General features: G+C 63.8%; 21 protein-coding genes. 8 read left to right on the forward strand and 13 right to left on the reverse strand.

Annotated features, from left to right (window positions below):
• Nucleotide 1: 1 nt before the first annotated feature.
• The 7 genes from olsB to NKH43_RS05220 form a co-directional block, all read right to left on the reverse strand.
• Nucleotides 2-877, reverse strand: a complete 876-nt coding sequence (gene olsB / locus NKH43_RS05190; RefSeq protein ID WP_023675251.1) for a l-ornithine N(alpha)-acyltransferase — start codon at nucleotides 875-877, stop codon at nucleotides 2-4.
• Nucleotides 878-1,026: 149 nt separating this feature from the next.
• The gene (locus NKH43_RS05195) at nucleotides 1,027-3,315 is read right to left on the reverse strand and encodes a hybrid sensor histidine kinase/response regulator (RefSeq protein WP_023718947.1); all 2,289 of its coding nucleotides are present in this window, start codon (nucleotides 3,313-3,315) and stop codon (nucleotides 1,027-1,029) included.
• Between the two features lie 88 nt (nucleotides 3,316-3,403).
• Nucleotides 3,404-4,393, reverse strand: a complete 990-nt coding sequence (acuI, locus tag NKH43_RS05200; RefSeq protein ID WP_023718948.1) for an acrylyl-CoA reductase (NADPH) — start codon at nucleotides 4,391-4,393, stop codon at nucleotides 3,404-3,406.
• Between the two features lie 52 nt (nucleotides 4,394-4,445).
• Nucleotides 4,446-4,922, reverse strand: coding sequence for a signal peptidase II (lspA, locus tag NKH43_RS05205; RefSeq protein ID WP_023718949.1), 477 nt, complete (start codon nucleotides 4,920-4,922; stop codon nucleotides 4,446-4,448).
• Between the two features lie 26 nt (nucleotides 4,923-4,948).
• The gene (locus tag NKH43_RS05210) at nucleotides 4,949-5,812 is read right to left on the reverse strand and encodes a TrmH family RNA methyltransferase (protein ID WP_023718950.1); all 864 of its coding nucleotides are present in this window, start codon (nucleotides 5,810-5,812) and stop codon (nucleotides 4,949-4,951) included.
• Nucleotides 5,813-6,877 (reverse strand): RsmD family RNA methyltransferase, encoded by a 1,065-nt coding sequence (locus tag NKH43_RS05215; RefSeq protein WP_352856870.1) that lies wholly within the window; start codon nucleotides 6,875-6,877, stop codon nucleotides 5,813-5,815. It lies immediately after the preceding gene.
• Between the two features lie 89 nt (nucleotides 6,878-6,966).
• On the reverse strand, nucleotides 6,967-7,452 hold the full coding sequence (locus NKH43_RS05220; RefSeq protein WP_352856872.1) for a DUF1772 domain-containing protein: 486 nt from the start codon (nucleotides 7,450-7,452) through the stop codon (nucleotides 6,967-6,969).
• Nucleotides 7,453-7,576: 124 nt separating this feature from the next.
• On the opposite strand from NKH43_RS05220, the gene NKH43_RS05225 reads away from it, so the two are divergent.
• Both NKH43_RS05225 and NKH43_RS05230 read left to right on the forward strand, forming a co-directional pair.
• Complete coding sequence (locus tag NKH43_RS05225) at nucleotides 7,577-8,260, forward strand: helix-turn-helix transcriptional regulator (protein WP_352856874.1); 684 nt, start codon at nucleotides 7,577-7,579, stop codon at nucleotides 8,258-8,260.
• 86 nt (nucleotides 8,261-8,346) lie between these two features.
• Complete coding sequence (locus NKH43_RS05230) at nucleotides 8,347-8,715, forward strand: VOC family protein (RefSeq protein WP_352483589.1); 369 nt, start codon at nucleotides 8,347-8,349, stop codon at nucleotides 8,713-8,715.
• A gap of 106 nt (nucleotides 8,716-8,821) precedes the next feature.
• Here the strand turns inward: NKH43_RS05230 and lhpI are convergent, their stop codons facing one another.
• The 4 genes from lhpI to sppA form a co-directional block, all read right to left on the reverse strand.
• On the reverse strand, nucleotides 8,822-9,790 hold the full coding sequence (gene lhpI / locus NKH43_RS05235) for a bifunctional Delta(1)-pyrroline-2-carboxylate/Delta(1)-piperideine-2-carboxylate reductase (protein WP_352856876.1): 969 nt from the start codon (nucleotides 9,788-9,790) through the stop codon (nucleotides 8,822-8,824).
• 51 nt (nucleotides 9,791-9,841) lie between these two features.
• Nucleotides 9,842-10,174, reverse strand: coding sequence for a DUF1049 domain-containing protein (locus NKH43_RS05240; RefSeq protein WP_352483587.1), 333 nt, complete (start codon nucleotides 10,172-10,174; stop codon nucleotides 9,842-9,844).
• A gap of 49 nt (nucleotides 10,175-10,223) precedes the next feature.
• Nucleotides 10,224-10,508 carry an integration host factor subunit beta gene (locus NKH43_RS05245; protein WP_006200394.1) on the reverse strand — a complete coding sequence of 95 codons (285 nt, stop codon included), beginning with the start codon at nucleotides 10,506-10,508 and terminating at the stop codon, nucleotides 10,224-10,226.
• Between the two features lie 78 nt (nucleotides 10,509-10,586).
• Nucleotides 10,587-11,543, reverse strand: coding sequence for a signal peptide peptidase SppA (sppA, locus tag NKH43_RS05250; RefSeq protein ID WP_023718956.1), 957 nt, complete (start codon nucleotides 11,541-11,543; stop codon nucleotides 10,587-10,589).
• A 305-nt stretch (nucleotides 11,544-11,848) separates the two neighbouring features.
• On the opposite strand from sppA, the gene lptC reads away from it, so the two are divergent.
• The 6 genes from lptC to ptsN all read left to right on the forward strand — a co-directional run bounded on the left by lptC (nucleotide 11,849) and on the right by ptsN (nucleotide 17,101).
• Entirely contained in the window at nucleotides 11,849-12,562 is a 714-nt protein-coding gene (gene lptC, locus NKH43_RS05255; protein ID WP_023718957.1) for an LPS export ABC transporter periplasmic protein LptC, read from the forward strand.
• Complete coding sequence (locus tag NKH43_RS05260; protein WP_352856879.1) at nucleotides 12,549-13,160, forward strand: LptA/OstA family protein; 612 nt, start codon at nucleotides 12,549-12,551, stop codon at nucleotides 13,158-13,160. The genes lptC and NKH43_RS05260 overlap by 14 nt, the downstream gene beginning before the upstream one ends.
• Nucleotides 13,160-13,978, forward strand: coding sequence for an LPS export ABC transporter ATP-binding protein (gene lptB / locus NKH43_RS05265; RefSeq protein ID WP_023718959.1), 819 nt, complete (start codon nucleotides 13,160-13,162; stop codon nucleotides 13,976-13,978). Before NKH43_RS05260 ends, lptB begins: the two co-directional genes overlap by 1 nt.
• Before the next feature lie 198 nt (nucleotides 13,979-14,176).
• Complete coding sequence (gene rpoN, locus NKH43_RS05270; protein ID WP_352856881.1) at nucleotides 14,177-15,703, forward strand: RNA polymerase factor sigma-54; 1,527 nt, start codon at nucleotides 14,177-14,179, stop codon at nucleotides 15,701-15,703.
• Between the two features lie 289 nt (nucleotides 15,704-15,992).
• On the forward strand, nucleotides 15,993-16,577 hold the full coding sequence (gene hpf / locus NKH43_RS05275; protein ID WP_023718961.1) for a ribosome hibernation-promoting factor, HPF/YfiA family: 585 nt from the start codon (nucleotides 15,993-15,995) through the stop codon (nucleotides 16,575-16,577).
• Between the two features lie 59 nt (nucleotides 16,578-16,636).
• A complete protein-coding gene (ptsN, locus tag NKH43_RS05280) occupies nucleotides 16,637-17,101 on the forward strand; it encodes a PTS IIA-like nitrogen regulatory protein PtsN (protein WP_023718962.1) in 465 nt (154 codons plus the stop codon).
• Nucleotides 17,102-17,172: 71 nt separating this feature from the next.
• Here ptsN and NKH43_RS05285 read toward each other — a convergent pair whose 3' ends face one another.
• Both NKH43_RS05285 and NKH43_RS05290 read right to left on the reverse strand, forming a co-directional pair.
• A complete protein-coding gene (locus tag NKH43_RS05285) occupies nucleotides 17,173-17,430 on the reverse strand; it encodes a BQ00720 family protein (protein WP_352483584.1) in 258 nt (85 codons plus the stop codon).
• Nucleotides 17,431-17,493: 63 nt separating this feature from the next.
• On the reverse strand, nucleotides 17,494-17,919 hold the full coding sequence (locus NKH43_RS05290; RefSeq protein WP_023718964.1) for an Hsp20 family protein: 426 nt from the start codon (nucleotides 17,917-17,919) through the stop codon (nucleotides 17,494-17,496).
• Between the last annotated feature and the right edge of the window lie 125 nt (nucleotides 17,920-18,044).

Consider the following 18,044-nt stretch of genomic DNA (forward strand, 5'->3'; position numbering starts at 1 on the left):
GTCAGGCTGCAAACCGCTGCGCTTCCCCGCCATAATAATTGACGTAGCGGGCACCGATCTCCTTGACCGGCATCACCACGAACACGTCGACCGTCGAGAATTCACGGTCGATGACGCAACCGTCGCCGATGCGCGCGCCGACGCGCAGATAGCCCTTGACCAGCGGCGGCATCGCGGCGATCGCCGCCTTGGTGTTAACGGCTTCGATCGGCATCAGATCCATCGAACAATAGCGCCCGGCGACGGCACGCACGTCCCACGATGAATTCGTCCGGCAGTGGTGGGCAAGATAGGTCAGCGCCTCTGCATGTGCCGCCGGCACGGTGCCGTGGAACGACGCGCAGCCGGTCATCACGCCAATGCCGTAATGATTGATATAGGCCCAGATGCCTTGCCACAGCGCCTCGATGGTGCGCTTGGAGCGGTATTCCGGCAGAACGCAGGAGCGGCCGAGCTCGAGGAAGCGCTGGCCAGGATGTCGCGCGATCAGCTTGGTCAACTCGAATTCGCCTTCGGAATAGAAGCCGCCCGCCGCCGCGGCAATCTCCTGCCGCAGCAGGCGGTAGGTGCCGACGATGCGGCGATGCTCGGGACCGGAAAGCGAAGTATCGAAGACCAGCAGATGGTCGCAGAGGGGATCGAAGCGGTCGGCATCGCGGCGGTCCTGCATCTGGAACAGGTCCTTCCTGGCACCAAGCTCGTCGTAGAACACCCGGTAGCGCACTTCCTGCGCGGCGGCGATCTCGGCCTCGTTGCGGGCGAGCCGCACTTCGAGATTGCCGATGCGGCCGAGCGATGCGCCTTTTATGACGGCATCGGCGTTCCGGCCGACGAGCAAAGGCCCGCTGGCGTTCGGCCGAGCATCACATTCCGGCATGACTGTATGCACGAGTGATTCTCCTTCGAGCCATCCCTCTTGGCACGGGGATACGGTGTAGGTGCAACAGGATTGTGACAGTACCGTGATACGGCTCTGCGGGCAATACTTCGTCGGCTGGGTAATCTATCGACCGTCTATGTTGTGCCTCAAGCGGCCACTTGCCCTTCAACCGCATGAACCAGGGCATCAGGGTCGAGCGGCTTGGTGACGAAGCCGCTCGCACCGTGGGCGAGCACGGCGTGGCGGGTCTTTTCCTGGCTGTCGGCCGACAGCACCATGATCGGCACCGGCGGAACCGCGGTCTCCTCCTCATGGCGGCGGATGGCGGCGATGGCGTCCAGCCCGTCCATGACAGGCATATGCAGGTCCATCAGCACCACGTCGTAGCGGTGCTTATGGCCGGTGCTGATGACCGCCTCGACCGCGGCCTTGCCGTTGCCGACCACTTTCACCCGATGCCCGGCCTTCAGGAGGGTGGCGCGGGCCAGCATGGCGTTGATGTCGTTGTCCTCGGCGATCAGCACCGACAGGCCCTGCTGGCGGCCGCCAATGGCGTGCCCAGCCTGCGCGCCGCGCTTTTGCGGTTGCGGCTCGGCGATGACCGGTGCGTGGCTGGTCAAAAGCACGCGCAGCAATGTCTCGCCGCGCACCGGCCTCGCCAGGAAGGTGGCGTAACCGTTGGCACGGAACTCGCCAAGCATGCCGCGGTCGGTCGGCGCGATCAGCGTCACCGCCTCGCAATCGACAAATCCGCTCTGGCGCAGGCGCCTGAGCAGCCTGCCGTCGCTTTGCTCCATGGCAGCATCGACCAGAAGCACGTTGCAGCCCTCGGCGAAAGGGGCGGCCTGGGCGGCGGCGGCGGCCAGATCGACCGTTCCGCCATTGGCGCGAATGGTGCGGGCGATGGCTTCGGCCTCGACCAGGTTCTTCGACACGATTACCGCATGCCGGCCCAACAGCGCGTTCTGGCGGATCTGCAGCGCCTCGACGGCGGAAATAGCGGGAATCTCGAAGACGAATTCGGATCCCTGGCCAAGCCGGCTCGACACCGAGATAGTGCCGCCCATCGCCGTCACCAGGCGCTTGGAAATCGCGAGACCGAGGCCGGCACCACCATGCGTACGGGTCGAGGTGCCGTCAGCCTGTTCGAAGTCCTCGAAGATGCGCTCCATGTCCTCCTCGCGCAGACCGGGGCCGGTGTCGGTGATGGTGAAGCGGATGCGGTTGGTGGTTTCGGTGCGGACGCGGCCGATGCTTGCCAGGACGCCGCCGCTGTCGGTGAACTTGACGGCATTGCCGATAAGGTTGAGCAGCACCTGCCTGACCCTGCCGGGGTCGGCGGTGATCAGCTGCGGCACGTCGGGTTCGACATGGCAGCCGAGGCCGATATCCTTGGCAAAAGCCCGTGCCGCCAAAAGCTCGATGACATTGTCGGCGATCTCGCGCACCGACATCGGTTGCGGTTCGGGATCGAAGCGGCCGGCCTCGATCTTGGAATAGTCGAGCAGGTCCTCGATCAGCGCCAGCAGCGCGCTGGCCGAGGTCGAGATGGCGCCGACATAGGTCCGCTGCTCGGGCGAAAGGCTGGTGTCGGCGAGAAGCCGGGCCATGCCCATGATGCCGTTCATCGGCGTGCGTATCTCGTGGCTGACGGTGGCGAGGAAGCGCGATTTGGCCTGGCTCGCATATTCGGCCCGTTCGCGGGCGGTGATCAGCGAGGATTCGGCGCGTTTGCGGGCGGTGATGTCACGGGCGATGGCGCGATGCGAAACGGCGCCGCTGTCCTTGTCGCGCACCGACAGCTCGATCCAAGAGAACCAGCGTGGGCCGTCCGGCGTGCGAATGGCGACATCAGTGGAACTCAGGCATTCATGGTCGGAAAAGGCGGCGTCGGGAACGATGCCGACATCGATGCCTAGTTCCGCCAGGGTCTTGCCGGCGAGGTCGCGCTGGTCGGTTTCGACAAGGTCGGCGAAAACCTTGTTGGCGTAGACGATATGGCCGTCGCGGTCGCGGTGGACGACGAGATCGCCGAGTGCATCGATCAGACCGCGAAAGCGCTCCTCGCTCTCCTGCATCTCCCACATGCGGTCGGCCAGCGTCTCGATCTCGGCGCGACTGCGGGCGGTCGTGGCATCGAGCAGGGCCACCGCGCGACGCTGGGTGCGCCTGTTGCGCAGATGCATGGCGAGCCCGGCGATGGCTGTCGCCAAAAGGCCAATGGTGATGAAGATCGGCGCTCCGGTCAGATGCGACAGGCCTGCCAGCACGACGATGGCGACGAGAGTCAGGAAGGGCAGGCCGTGGCGGTTGGCGTCCGGCAATTCCGGCGCCAGCGGCGGCGCGGCGACAAGCTGCCGCCCTGACGCCTCGGGGGCCGCCCGGTCGGCCCGTTCGGCTGGTTCCGCCTCTCTGATGCCGGGTTCCGCAATCATACGGAATTCCTGCCAGACAGAGCTTATTGAAGGTTGTGGTTGATCGTTCGAATTTTAGCGGTCGCGCTCTTTTTTTCCCTTTGGAGCCTCACATGTCCACCACCACGCGGCCGCGGATCTTGCCCTCGACGATGTCATGCGCGGCGCCGATGATGCCGTCGAAGCCGATGCTCGTCGACAGGCTGGCAAGCTTTGCGTGATCGAGATCGGTGCCGATGCGGCGCCAGGCCTCGATGCGGACCGCCTTGGGCGCCATCACCGAATCGATGCCGAGCAGCGAGACGCCGCGCAGGATGAACGGGGCGACGCTTGCCGGCAGGTCCATGCCGCCGGCGAGGCCGCAAGCGGCAACGGCGCCGCCATAGGAGGTCATCGACAGGACGTTGGCCAGCGTGTGCCTGCCGACAGCGTCGATGCCGCCGGCCCAGCGTTCCTTGGCTAGCGGTTTTGCAGGCTGCGCAAGCTCGTCGCGTGAAATCACTTCCGCAGCACCGAGGTCGGTCAGATAGGGGCTTTCGGCACTGCGGCCGGTCGAGGCGATGACGTGATAGCCGAGGCTGGACAGGATCGAGACCGCGACCGACCCGACGCCACCGGCAGCGCCCGTCACCACCACAGGGCCGCGGTCGGGCACGATGCCGTGGCGCTCCAGCGCGATGACGCAAAGCATGGCGGTGTAGCCGGCGGTGCCGACCGCCATCGCATCATGCGGGCTCATGCCGTCCGGCAGCGGTACCAGCCAGTCGCCCTTGACGCGGGCGCGTCCGGCAAAGGCGCCGAAATGCGTCTCGCCGACGCCCCAGCCGTTCAATATGACCTTGTCACCCTCGCGCCAGTCGGGATTGGAAGACGAGATGACGGTGCCGGCGAAATCGACGCCCGGCACCAGCGGCCAGCGGCGGATCACCGGCGCCTTGCCGGTGATTGCAAGGCCGTCCTTGTAGTTCACCGTCGTCGCCTCCACCGCGACGGTGACGTCGCCTTCCATCAGGTCTGCCTCGGTGAGCTCGGTCACCGCGACCGACTGGTTTTTCTCGGCGTCGCGCGAAACGAGGATGGCTTTGAAGGCTTCGGGCATTTTTTCTCCTCGGGCTTGCAAATAAGAAATGTGCGGTGCCGGGCGAGTGAGGTCAATCGCTCGATGTTCCGCGCCACCAGCCAATGAGCTCATCGAAGACGACCAGCACGGCACCGACCGAAATGAAGGCATCGGCGAGGTTGAAGATCGCGAAGGACCAGACCGGCGTGTGAAACAGAATATAGTCGATGACATGGCCATAGGCAGCGCGGTCGATCAGATTGCCGAGCGCGCCGCCGACGATCAGCGCGAAGCCGACGCGGGCAAGCAGGTGGCCGGGCGGCGTGCGGGCCGCAAGATAGAGAACGAAAGCGACCACCAGAACCGCGACGACCACCAGGCCGGTGTCGCCGAAGGACGAAAACAGCGAAAACGCGATGCCGGTGTTGTAGGTGCGGTACAGCGCCAGGAACGGCAGGAGATCGAGCCTTTCCTGGAAGGCAAGGCCGGTCTCGACCAGATATTTCAGCCACTGGTCGAGCGCTATCGCGGCGACAACCAGAAAAGCGTAGGGGCTCCAGGACTTCATGGTTTGCAGTTTCACGGTTTGGGATGTCACGATCGGGCATCCTCCGGGCCGAGCTTCAGCGCGCCGCGCCGGATCTCGAACAGCATGACGCCGGTGGCCACCGCAAGGTTGAGCGAATCGGCGCGGCCTGCCTGCGGTATCCGCAGCAGCTTGTCGCAGCTTGCGGCAAGCTCGTCAGGCAGGCCTTGCTGCTCGTTGCCCATCATCAAAAGCACCGGGCCTTTTGAAAAATCGACCGAGCGGTAATCGACCGCACCCTTAAGATGGGTGCCGGCGACGAGGCCGGGAAAGCTCTTTCGCCAGGCGAGAAAAGCCTCGGCCGACGCCTTGGCGACCGGCACGGCGAAGATCGAGCCCATGGTGGCGCGTACCGTCTCGACCGAAAAGGGATCGGTGGTCTCGCCGACCAGGATGACGCCTTTGGCGCCGACGGCGTCGACCGTGCGGATGACGGTGCCGAGGTTGCCGGGGTCGCGGACGCGGTCGAGCACCACCCAGACGTCGCCATCATGGGCGCGAATGTCCTTCAGCGGCAGCAATTTCTGCGAGAACACGCCGACGACCATTTGCGGATTGTCGCGGCGGGTGATGGCGACCAGCACGTTTTCCGAAACTTCAAGTACGGTGCCGCCGGCGGCAACCGTGCGCGCCGCAACTTTTTCAACCGCCGCATTGCCACGTCCGGCCTTGGCGAAAACCAATGTCCTGATAGACCAGCCGAGATCGAGCGCGTCGATGACCAGCTTCAGGCCTTCGGCCATGAAGGCATTCTGCTGGTCGCGGAATTTCTTCTGCGCGAGCGCCTTGATGTCCTTGACCAGCGGATTGGCGAGGCTGGTGACTTCCTTCACCTGCCCTGGCGCGCCCGCGTGCCGTTCGTACGCACTCATTCAGGCCACCCAGCGCGAGAACAGCGAGGTCGAAAGCGCCCGGCCGGCGGATTTCTCGCGGATGATCAATTCGCCGGATTCGACCGTGCCGCCCATGCCGGCGAAGGTGTCGCGCATCAAGGCGTGGATGGCGAAGAAAGAGGCGCGGATCGAGTAGGCGGTCAGCACCACAGCGAGCGGCTTCGGCGTCAGGATCGCACGGCAGATGTCGGTCAGCGCCGGCAAATCCTCGAACAGCTGCCAGACCTCGCCCTTCGGTCCGCGGCCATAGGCGGGCGGGTCGAACAGGATGATGTCGTAGCGGCTGCCGCGGCGCTCCTCGCGCTCGGCGAATTTCACGGCATCGTCGACGATCCAGCGGATCGGCTTTTGCGACAGGCCCGCCATCTCCTGGTTTTCGCGTGCCCAGCCGATCGCCTTCTTGGAAGCATCGACATGGGTGACCTCGGCGCCGGCACGCGCTGCCACCAGCGAGGCAAGGCCGGTATAACCGAACAGGTTCAGCACCTTCACCGGCCGTTTTGCCGCCGCAATCAGCCCGGCCATGTGGTCCCAGTGCGAGGCCTGCTCGGGAAAGACGCCGACATGGCGAAACGAAGTGAAGCGGCCGAGATAGTCCATGCCGTCATGCTTCATCGGCCAGGTCTCGCCGAGCGGCGTCTTCGGAAAGCGCCAGCGGCCGATGCCTTCCTCGTCGGTATCGCCGGTGAAAATGGCATCGGCGCGTTCCCAGTCCCTGGCCGGCAATGCCTTTTGCCAGATCGCCTGGCCCTCCGGCCGAACGATGCGGTAGGGGCCGTATTGCTCGAGCTTTTCTCCGGCGCCGCTGTCGAGCAGCGCGTAATCCTGACTGGCGCCGACTTCGAGGATCAGCGGCAGATGTTCGGCAGGCAGCGCGCCATCGCGGCGCGAAAGTGGGCGCGGCGCTGCTTTCTGCTCGGACCGGTCCTGCGGTTTCGTCTCCGGACCAGCGGTTGGATTGGGGTCGCGCCGCCGCGGCTGCTCTATCCCGCCTTTTTTCGCGGGCGGGCGGCTGTCGCGGCGTTTGTCGCGAAAAGGTTTCAAGAAGGCGCATCTCCGGACGGCGGCTGCGCCGCTTCTGCCACAGCGAATTGACCGGCGCAACAAAAGGGCTGCAGGCGTTTGCGAACGGATCAGCCACGCCTGATCGACAGCAGCCCGACTGCGAGCGCGATGAAACCGACGGCCTTGAAGCCGGTGACGACCATATGGCCGGCTTCCCAGCGGCTCCGGATAGCTTCGAAATTGCCCGGGATCGGTCCAGGCACCCAGGTGGCCAGGACATCGTTTGCCGGTTTGACGAGCGCAACCCACGCGACAAGCGCCATCAGATAAAGCATGGTGGCGGCCAACACCCACCAGAATGCCGGGCGGTCGCCGCGCAGCATCCATGCGAGGAGCCCCGGACAGGCGACGGCCGCCACGTCCAGCGGTGCGCCGACAGTCAAAAAGAACTGGAACTGAGCATTGAAGACCGTGGTTTCTCGCCAGAGCGAAGGCGGCCATCTGGTCAGCCGCGGCACCGATTCCAGTACGTGGGCGAAGGATGGTCCGAGGCTTAGGGCAGCAACGGTGGCGGTCAAAACCGACCAGAACAACAGAAAACCGCGTATATCCATAATGGCCAGACAACGGCGTCAGGCCGCATACGTTCCGGTCGGCGATCATCCTGCTTGCCGCCGAAAGCGCAGGCGCACTATCGTCCATCCAAATTGGGCATCCATCCAAATCGGGTTGCGATCCATGTCCCGCGCCGAACGCCTGCTCGACCTGATCCAGATCCTGCGCCGGCATCGCCGGCCAGTCAGCGGCCGCAGCCTTGCAGGCGAAATGGGTGTGTCGATCCGCACGCTCTATCGCGATATCGCCACGCTGCAGGGGCAGGGCGCGCCGATCGAGGGCGAGGCGGGGCTGGGCTACGTGCTCAGGCCAGGCTTCATGCTGCCGCCCTTGATGTTCACCGACGAGGAGATCGAGGCGATCGTGCTCGGTTCGCGCTGGGTGGCCAAGCAGCCGGACTGGCGGCTTGCCAACGCCGCCACCGACGCGCTGGCCAAGATCGCCGCGGTGCTGCCGGACGATTTGCGCGAAGAGCTCGATGCCTCGACGCTGCTGGTCGGGTCGCGCACCGAGGTCACCGAAGGCATCGATCTCGGCATGGTGCGGCAAGCCATCCGCGAGGAGCACAAGCTGAGCTTTGTCTATCGCGATGCCGGCGGCGCTGCCTCCGAGCGCACCGTCTGGCCGTTTGCACTCGGCTTCTTCGACAAGGTGCGCGTCGTCGCGGCGTGGTGCGAGATGCGTCAGGATTTCAGGCACTTTCGCGCCGATCGGATATCCGGCCTCAACGCCACCGAGACGCGTTATCCGCGCCGTCGCCAGGTGCTGCTCAAAGAATGGCGGGCGACGCTCGACAAGCCAAGCTAAGGCTGCCGCTCAGTTAAGACTGTTGCCAGAATCTGGCAGTGGTGCACGCTATGCTCCTCCAGTCGAAACCATCTGGAGAGCAATTCATGACACCGCCCAATTTCGTCATCCTCTATGTCGACAAGCCTGAGCAAAGCGGCGCCTTCTACAGCGCGCTGCTCGGACGCGAGCCGGTCGACACCTCGCCGACCTTCGTGTTGTTCGTGCTCGACAACGGCTTCAAACTCGGCCTCTGGTCGCGTCATACCGTAGAGCCGGCCGCCGCGGCCGCAGGCGGCGGCGCCGAGGTCGTCTTTGCGCTGGATACGCCTGGCGCCGTCGACACCACCCATGCCGAGTGGGCCGGCCGTGGGCTGACCATCCTGCAGAGCCCGACCGACATGGATTTCGGCCGCACCTTCGTCGCGCTCGATCCGGACAACCACCGGCTGCGGGTTTATTGGCAAAAGGAGTAAGGCAGTAGGGCAGTAGGGCAGTAGGCGAGAGCAAAGTAGCACTAGGCGCGGCGCCGCACGATTAGCACGGTTTCCTACTGCCCTACTGCCCTACTGCCCTACTGCCCTACTGCCCTACGCTTGCGCGATACACGGCAATGCCGGCGGCCAGGTCCTCGAGGGCCGCGCCGACCGACTTGAACAGCGTGATCTCGTCATTGCCCTGCCGGCCTTTTTTCTGGCCGCGTGCCAGTTCATAGAGGTCGGCGACGATGGCTTGCGGCTTCAGCACGCCGGAGGCCAGCGGCTGGACGATGTCGCCGGCTTCCTTGGTGGCGCCGGCGCGGGTGTCGACATAGACGCGGGCGCGTGCAATCGCGTCGTCGTCGCTTTCGCGCATCGCCGGCGTGAAGCCGCCAACCAGATCGACATGGGTTCCCGGTTTCAAGAGTACCCCTTTGATCAGTGGCGCGGTGGTGATGGTCGCCGATGACACGATATCGGCTTGGCCGAGTTCGACGTCGAGATCGCCTGCGGCGTCGGCCGCAAAACCCTCGGCACGCAATTTCACCGCGACCTTTTCGGCGTTGGCCGGCGTGCGGTTCCAGATGCGGATGTTCTTGATCGGCCGCACCGCCGAATGCGCCTTTGCAAGGAATGGCGACAGCGCGCCGGCGCCGACCACCAGCAGCCGTGATGCGTCTTCGCGGGCCAGATAGGAGGCGGCCAGCGCCGAGGCGCAGGCGGTGCGCCACTGCGTCAGCCGCTGGCCATCGATCAAGGCCTGCGGCTCGCCGGTGGCGCCGTCCAGCAACAGGTAGAGGCCCATCACCGCAGGCTTGCCGACGGCGTTGTTGTCGGGCGACACGGTGACGATCTTGACGCCGATATGGCCATCGACCGAGGTGCCGGCGGCGTTGAAGTCGGTCCAGGCCGGCATCAGAAGCAGCGTCGAGGCGGCACCGTCGGGCCGCTCGACCGTGTGATGATGCCTGACCGGCTGCACGGCGCCGTCGCGAAAAGCGGCGCGCAATGTCTCGACCAGCCCGGGAAAGGTCAGCGCGCGGTCGACCTCGGCGGCGGAAATGGTCAGCATGATGGCTCCGTGGAGAAATAGGCCGGTTGCGCTTCCTGCCCGAGCCGCGGCTCAGTTCATCGGCTTCGGCAAGGCCGGGCCCTGCGCCGCTGTGGGCGCGCGGCTGACCGCCAGACGCAGGTTCTCGGCCTCGGCGCCGCGCTGGCGCGCCAGCTTGCGGTAGCGGCCCTGCTTGATCCAGGTCGCCAGGCTGCCGACGATCATGCCGATGGCCAGCGCCAGGAACAGGAAAATGAACAGCGGCACGGTCAGCGTCAGCGCCGGATTGCCGGGATTGAACGGATCGAGCGTGAAGGCCACCGGTTCGCGGTTGGCGACGGCCAGCGCAATCAGGATGACGGCCAGCGGCACGAAAACCACGATGAGGATGAAGCGATTGAACATGTTTTTCCGTTCGGAAGAAAAGGCGGCAACGGGTCGGCGGGCGCCGCGCCTATTTGCCTCCGTTCAGCCTTTCACGCAATTCCTTGCCGGTCTTGAAGAACGGCACCCATTTCTCCTCGACCTCTACGGATTCGCCGGTGCGCGGATTGCGGCCGGTGCGGGCAGGGCGGTTTTTCACCGAAAACGCGCCGAAGCCGCGCAACTCGACCCGGTTGCCCTCGGCAAGCGCGTCGGTGATTTCATCGAAGATAGCGCCGACAATATTTTCGACGTCGCGCAGGAAAAGATGCGGATTGCGCGTGGCGATGATCTGCACAAGTTCGGATTTGATCATGAAAAGGCTCCCCGTGAAAGCAGTGCCGCCGAAATTATCAGAATGATTTTATTTGTTTTTTCACTCCCAAGCGGCTCCTCAAGGGTGCCAGACGGAAACGAGACCGTCAAGAAACAAGCGGTCCGCCCCAATTTCGTGAAGGACGTCGCCGCCATGGCCAGGCAGGCCAAGCGCAGCGCCGACGGTCTGCGCCATCGCCTTGGAGAACAGGAAACCACCGCGTTTTTCCGTGTCCTTCCATTCCACCACCTTGAGCTTGGCATCGACACCCTTGCCTGCAAGCCAGTCGATCGCTTCGGCCTCGCCGCCGACCGCGTCGATCAATCTGTTGGTGACCGCCTGCCGGCCGGTGAAGATCGACCCGTCCGCGAGCGCCAGCGCCTCCGGCTTGGTCATGTTGCGGCGCTCGGCGACGATGCCGACGAACCAGTCGTAGCTGTCGAGAATGAGTTTGCGGACCATAGCGCGTTCATCGTCATTGGTCGGCTTGAAGGGGGAAGGCGAGGCCTTCAAGGGCGAGGATTTCACCTCCTCCAGCTTGACGCCGAGCTTGTCCATGAGGCCGCTGACGTCCGGGTACTGGATCAGAACGCCGATCGAGCCGACGATCGAGGATTTGCGTGCGACAATATGGTCGGCCGCGGTGGCTATCATGTAACCCGCCGACGCCGCGAGCGTGCCGACCTCGGCCACCACCGGCTTGTCGGCGGCGAGCTTGCGCACTGCCTCGTAGATCGACTCGCCACCGACGGTGGTGCCGCCGGGTGAATCGATCGACAGGATCACAGCCTTGACGCGCGGCGACTGACGGATGGCTTCCAGCCGCTTGATCAGTTCTTCGTCTTCGGTGATGGTACCTTCGATCTTGACCTTAGCGATGTGGTCGACAGCCGCGCCGGTGAATTCGTCACCATAAATCCACGCGGAAAAGGCGATCAGCCCGGCTGCGGCGACAAGAATCGCCGCAACACGCCAGAATGTCAGCTTGCGGCGCAAGCGGCGGCGGTCGATCAGGTCGTCGGCTCTCAATGCCATGGTCAGCCTCGTAGTCGGTGGGAGCAGATGCTTTTAAAGCAACCATTCGCGCCCGGCTACCGTTTCCTGACGGCCTTCGCCAAAGCCGTCTTCGGCGTTCGGGCAAGCTTCAACCTGTCGCGTTCCACAGGCTCTAACACTGTGCGCCCATATCTGGTATGAGGTTCAGGCTGCGCTGGGGCCATTTTCGTTGTATAGGGGCGGCTGTCATATTTTTGCGGTTTTCCTCGGCTTGTGCTTGCTTGAGGGCGCCGGCACCCCACCTATAGGGCGGCCTGGCGGGCAGGGGTTTAGAAGAAGCAGTCATGTTAGCGGGACCAATCGAACCGACCAACACCGAGACGGAGTTGGCTCCCAAGGCCGCAGGCCGGGCGCGGGTCGACGCCTTTGACATCGCGCAGCGTCATTCGCGCCGGGTGCGGATCCTCAAGCTGGCCGTGCCGCTGGTCGCCGCCCTGATCGCGGTCGCGTTTCCGGTCTATTCCTATCTCATGGCTCCCGCTGCAATCGAGGTGCAGGCCGACGGCGGCTCCTTTGCCAATGGCAAGCTGGTGATGGCCAATCCCAAGCTCAACGGCTTCACCAAGCAGAACTTGCCCTATTCGATGACGGCCCTGCGCGCCATACAGGACGTCAGCAAACAAGGCATCATCGATCTGGAAGGCATCAAGGCCAGGCTGCCGATTGCGGCCGACAACACGGCCGCCATCGATGCCGCGCGCGGCACCTATGATCGCGACGGCAACACGTTCAGCCTGACCAGCGACGTGACGGTATCGACCACGGATGGCGTGGTGGCAAAATTCAAATCAGTCTATCTCGACATGGGCGAAGGCACTATGAAGACAAGCGAACCCGTCGATGTCAGCCGCGGCGGGTCGCGGATCAGGGCGGATTCGATGTCGGTCCAGGACAATGGCAAGGTCCTGGTTTTCGAGAACAAGGTGCGCGTCGACATCGATCCCGCCAGTTTGAAGGCGGCAGAGGCAAAGAGCGGAGAGACCAATGCGGTTCAGTAGTTCGGCACGGCGCCTCGCCGCGGTTTCGGCGTTGCTGACCCTCGGGCTGCCATTGGGGCTCACCCTGGGGACGGCTTCGTCGCTGGCGCAGTCCAGCGCCACCAGCCAAATGTCCGGCCTCAGGCTGTCGGGCGACAAGCCGATCCAGATCGAAAGCGACAAGCTCGAGGTGCGCCAGGCGGAAAGCGTCGCCGTCTTCACCGGCAACGTCAACGTCGTCCAGGGTCCAACCGTACTCAAGGCCGGCAAAATGACGGTCTATTACGTCAGGGATGCAGCCGCCGTCAAAGGCGCCGAGCCGGCGGGTGCCGCGGCGATGACCGGATCCGCCAACATCGACCATCTCGTGGTCGACGATAAGGTCTACATCAAATCGGACAATCAGGTTGCCACCGGCGACCGCGGCACCTTCGACATGAAGACCGAGGTGCTGGTGCTTTCGGGCAGCAAGGTCGTGCTCTCGCAAGGCGACAACGTGCTTGTCGGCTGCAAGCTTACCGTGCAGATGAAGAGCGGCCTTGCCCAGGTCGACGCCTGCGGCGGCCGCGTCATGATGTCGATCACGCCGCAGGCGAAGTCTGGAGCAGCGAAACCCTGATGACCGGCATATCGTCGCTGCTGGCGCGTCTTCCAGGGCGCGCCGCCAGCAAACTTGCGGCACCGGCCAGGGTCACCGTCGAAGCGGCAAAGTTCAAGGGAACCTTGATCGCCAAGGGGCTGACCAAAAGCTACAAGGGCCGCAAAGTCGTCAGCGGCGTGACGCTGGGCGTGCGCGCCGGCGAGGCGGTTGGGCTGCTCGGCCCCAACGGCGCCGGCAAGACGACCTGTTTCTACATGGTGACCGGGCTGGTGCCGGTCGATGAAGGCACCATCGAGATCGACGGTTTCGATGTCACGTCGATGCCGATGTATCGCCGCGCCCGTCTCGGCATCGGCTATTTGCCGCAGGAAGCGTCGATTTTTCGCGGCCTGAACGTCGAGCAAAACATCCGGGCCGTGCTCGAAGTGGTCGAAAAGAGCCGCAAGGAACGTGAGCGCCTGCTCGACGAATTGCTCGAGGAATTCCACATCAGCCATCTGCGCAAGGCTCCGTCGCTGTCGCTTTCCGGCGGTGAGCGGCGGCGCCTGGAAATTGCCCGCGCCTTGGCAACCCGCCCCGCCTACATGCTGCTCGACGAACCGTTCGCCGGCATCGACCCGATCGCCGTCGCCGACATCCAGCAGCTCGTTCGCCATCTGACGGCACGTGGCATCGGCGTGCTGATCACCGACCACAATGTGCGTGAGACCCTTGGCCTGATCGACCGCGCCTACATCATCCATGCCGGTCAGGTGCTGACCCATGGCCGAGCCGACGAAATCGTCGCAAATGCCGATGTGCGGCGGCTTTATCTTGGCGAGGGATTTACGCTCTAAATGCGAAATTCCGGTTCGAACGGGATTTCCGGCGTAGTCCGGCAGCTTTTTCTTCGATTTTCTGCCTGAAAAACGCGCTGGCAGGCGAGTTTTTCCGCACCTCGCCTTGACAAGCAAAAGCCGGGCCAGTTTCTATGCTGGCCTGGAAAATTCTTTCCGGCAGTGCGGGTGCGTAGACGGGGCGTTTGAAACCGAACCATGGCGTTGGCGGCAAAACTACAGCTACGACAGTCGCAGTCGCTGGTGATGACGCCGCAGCTGATGCAGTCGATCCGCCTGCTGCAGTTCACCCACCTCGAGCTGGAACGCTTCATCGACGACGAGATCGAACGCAATCCCCTGCTGGAACGCGCCGAACCGCAGGACGACGCCGCCAGCGACCAGGCGCAGAAGAGCGACGCCGCATCGGAACCGGCCGCCGACGGCGACTGGTTCGAAGCGGAGACGGCGTGGAGCGCCGAGGCGATCTCGGAAAAGCTCGATACGTCGCTGGAAAACCTGTTTCCCGATGATCCTGGAACGAGCGAGCGGCTCGGCCCCGACCTGACGGCGCAATGGAAATCGGCGTCCGGCAATAGTTCCGCCTCTTCCTCCGACGGCTTCGATGTCGCGGATATGGCGGCGGCTGCCATCACGCTGCGCGACCATGTCGGCGAGCAGGTGGCGCTCGCCTTCGCCGATCCGGCCGCGCGCCTGATCGCCGGCGAGCTTGCCGACGGCGTCGATGAGGCCGGCTACATGCGTGCGGACATGGCCGAGATCGCGGCCCGCCTCGGCACGGACGCCACGGCGGTGGCAAGGGTTTTGGCGGTCTGCCAGACATTCGAGCCCGCCGGCATCTTCGCCCGCGATCTCGCCGAATGCCTGTTGCTGCAGCTTGCCGTGCGCGACCGGCTCGATCCGGCGATGAGGGCATTGATCGCCAATCTCGAACTCCTGGCACGGCGCGATTTCCAGACGCTGAAGCGGATTTGCGGCGTAGACGAGGAGGATCTGCTCGACATGCTGGCCGAGATCCGGGCGCTCGACCCGCGGCCGGGAATGGCGTTTTCGCGCGGTGCCAGCGATGCGATCGTGGCCGACGTCGAGGTGCGCGCAGCCAATGACGGCAGCTGGACGGTCGAGCTCAATGCCGAGACGCTACCGCGTGTGCTGGTCGATCACATCTATTTCGCTCAGGTCACGCCGCATGCGAAAAACCAGGCGGAAAAGGATTTCCTCGCCGAATGCCTGCAGAATGCCAACTGGCTGACGCGCAGCCTCGACCAGCGGGCGAAGACTATCCTCAAGGTCGCCTCCGAGATCGTACGCCAGCAGGACGCTTTTCTCGTCCACGGCGTGCGGCACCTGAAGCCGCTCAACCTGCGCACGGTGGCGGACGCTATCGGCATGCACGAATCGACGGTCAGCCGGGTCACGGCAAACAAATACATGCTGACGCCGCGCGGCGTGTTCGAGCTGCGCTATTTCTTTACCGCCTCGATCGCTTCGTCGGGTGGCGGCGATGCGCATTCGTCGGAAGCGGTGCGCGACCGCATAAAGCAGCTGATCGACGAGGAGAAAGCCGTCGATGTGCTTTCCGACGATGCCATCGTGGACATGCTGCGGGAAAGCGGCGTCGACATTGCCAGGCGCACGGTTGCCAAATACCGGGAAGGCATGAACATACCCTCTTCGGTGCAACGGCGGCGCGAAAAACGCGCTTTGGCCAGCGCCGGCCGTTGAACTCCGGCGGAATTTCCACAGCTTTCGCGTTCATTGACAAGCGGCAACGAAGTGGCTAGAAGCCCGCCCGCATGAGACGGGCTGGCGAGTGGATTTGAGTTCGCTGATGCCCGCACGAGAGATGGTCCGTCACGACGTAGGCCACGGGACGGCCAAGAAGGCGGCTTGTGATCAACCGGAAAGTTCGGATTTAAAATCGGCGCAAGTGACGCCGCAAAGCTTGTGCGCACGGACCACGAGTATAAACTCGGGACAGTTTGAAGCCTGAGCAAGGAAGGTCAGTTTTCAGATGACACTGCGCATATCGGGAAAACACATGGATATCGGCGATGCGTTCCGTACGCGCATCAACGACCGTGTCGGGGAAGTGATCGGGAAATATTTCGATCGGGGCTTTTCAGGGCAAATCGTAGTCGTCAAATCGGGATCGCGCTACACGGCCGATTGCATGATCCGGCTGGATTCCGGTGCTTCGCTGCAGGCGACCGGCGATGCCCAGGATCCGACGCTTGCCTTCGATACCGCGGCGGACCGTCTGGAAACCCGCCTCAGGCGCTACAAGCGCCGGCTGAAGTCGCACAATTCAGGCAATAGCAATGGCGAACTCACCGACGTCGCCTATACGGTGATGGCCCCGCTTGCCGATGACGAGGAGGAGATACCGGAGAATTTCGCGCCGGCCATCGTCGCCGAATCGACCATGACGCTGCGGACCATGTCGGTGGCGTCAGCAGTGATCGAGCTCGACACCAAGGACAGCCCGGTCCTGGTCTTCCGCAATGCCGGAAACGACCATCTCAACATCGTCTATCGCCGGCCGGACGGGAATATCGGCTGGATCGACCCGTCTACGGCCAAGGTCGCGCAGGGGTAAAAACCAGCCGCACGCAAGCGTGGGGACTGGCGACGGCAGGCGAACAAGGGATTTCAAGCATGGATCTGAGCGATCTCGTCAACGTTCCGGCAATCATGCCGGCGTTGAAGGCGAACTCCAAAAAGCAGCTGCTGCAATTGCTGTCTGAAAGGGCGGCGGCAATTTCCGGCATTCCGGAGCGGGAGGTGTTCGACACCATCCTGCAACGCGAGCGGCTGGGTTCGACCGGCGTCGGCAACGGCATCGCCATTCCGCATGGCAAACTGGCCGGGGTGAAGCGGATCGCTGGGGTTTTTGCCCGGCTGGAGACACCGGTCGATTTCGAGGCCCTCGATGATCAGCCGGTCGACCTGGTGTTTCTGCTTTTGGCCCCCGAAGGCGCCGGCGCCGACCACCTCAAGGCGCTGTCGCGCATCGCGCGGGTGCTGCGCGATGCCGACACGGTTGCCAAGATCAGGGGCACGCGCGATGCCGTGGCTATCCACGCGCTGCTGTCGGATACACAGGCCTCGCACGCCGCCTGAGTTGATTGGACCCGTTGAAGGGCCGCCGTGAGCGGCCCTGTCCGTTTCAGCCAGATCGGCGCGCCGTGTTGTTAGTGGATAGCGACGGGGGTCAGATCGTTTTCCAAGGCGCCGGCCAGCGCCCGGTCGCGAGCGTCCGAAAGCAGGATCGGCTGGCCGTTGGCGGCAAACAGGGCCCACAGTTCCAGCCCGGGCGCGATTTCGCCGAGGCCCGGGAAACGGCCGCGCAGATCGTCGCTCGACACTTTCCTGAGATAGGCGACCGAGCCTTCGCCGAGATGAGCGAATTCGCCGCTGGTCATGATGATATTTTCGTCAGTTCTGGTCATTTCAAGCCTCCTTGCCGCGAGACGCCGCTCAAGGCCATCCCGCATGAGAGCTATCGGCAAAACTCAGTCTTTCACCGATATGTTTATTTTTCGTACCAGCCGTTCGGACTCCGGCCGATCGAGATCGATCGACAAAAGGCCGTTCTTCAATTCCGCCGCAATCACCCGCATGCCGTCGGCCAGCACGAAACAGCGCTGGAACTGGCGTGCGGCGATGCCGCGGTGGAGGAATTCGCGCTCGGTGTCGTCGTTCTGACGGCCGCGCACGACCAACTGGTTCTCCTCCGTGGAGACATCGAGATCGCTTTCCGCGAAACCGGCGACGGCGAGCGTGATACGCAGCCTTTCGGTTTTGCCGTCGGCACCGCTGAGGCGCTCGATGTTGTACGGAGGATAGCTGTCACCCGACTTCGCCAAGCGCTCCAGTGTCTTTTCCATGGAATCGAAACCGAGGAGAAGCGGGCTGGAAAAAGGCGTCATTCGGCTCATGTTACAGTGTCCTCTCAAGAGCGACATAAAGTGGAAAAACCCGGATGGCATTTTTCCCGATGGTCTTGATATGGTCCGCCGCCCGGCAGACTTCAAGCCGTCACACGTCCCGCCCAAAAAGACTT

The organism is Mesorhizobium sp. M1163, from assembly GCF_040318415.1.
Taxonomy (GTDB): Bacteria; Pseudomonadota; Alphaproteobacteria; order Rhizobiales; family Rhizobiaceae; genus Mesorhizobium.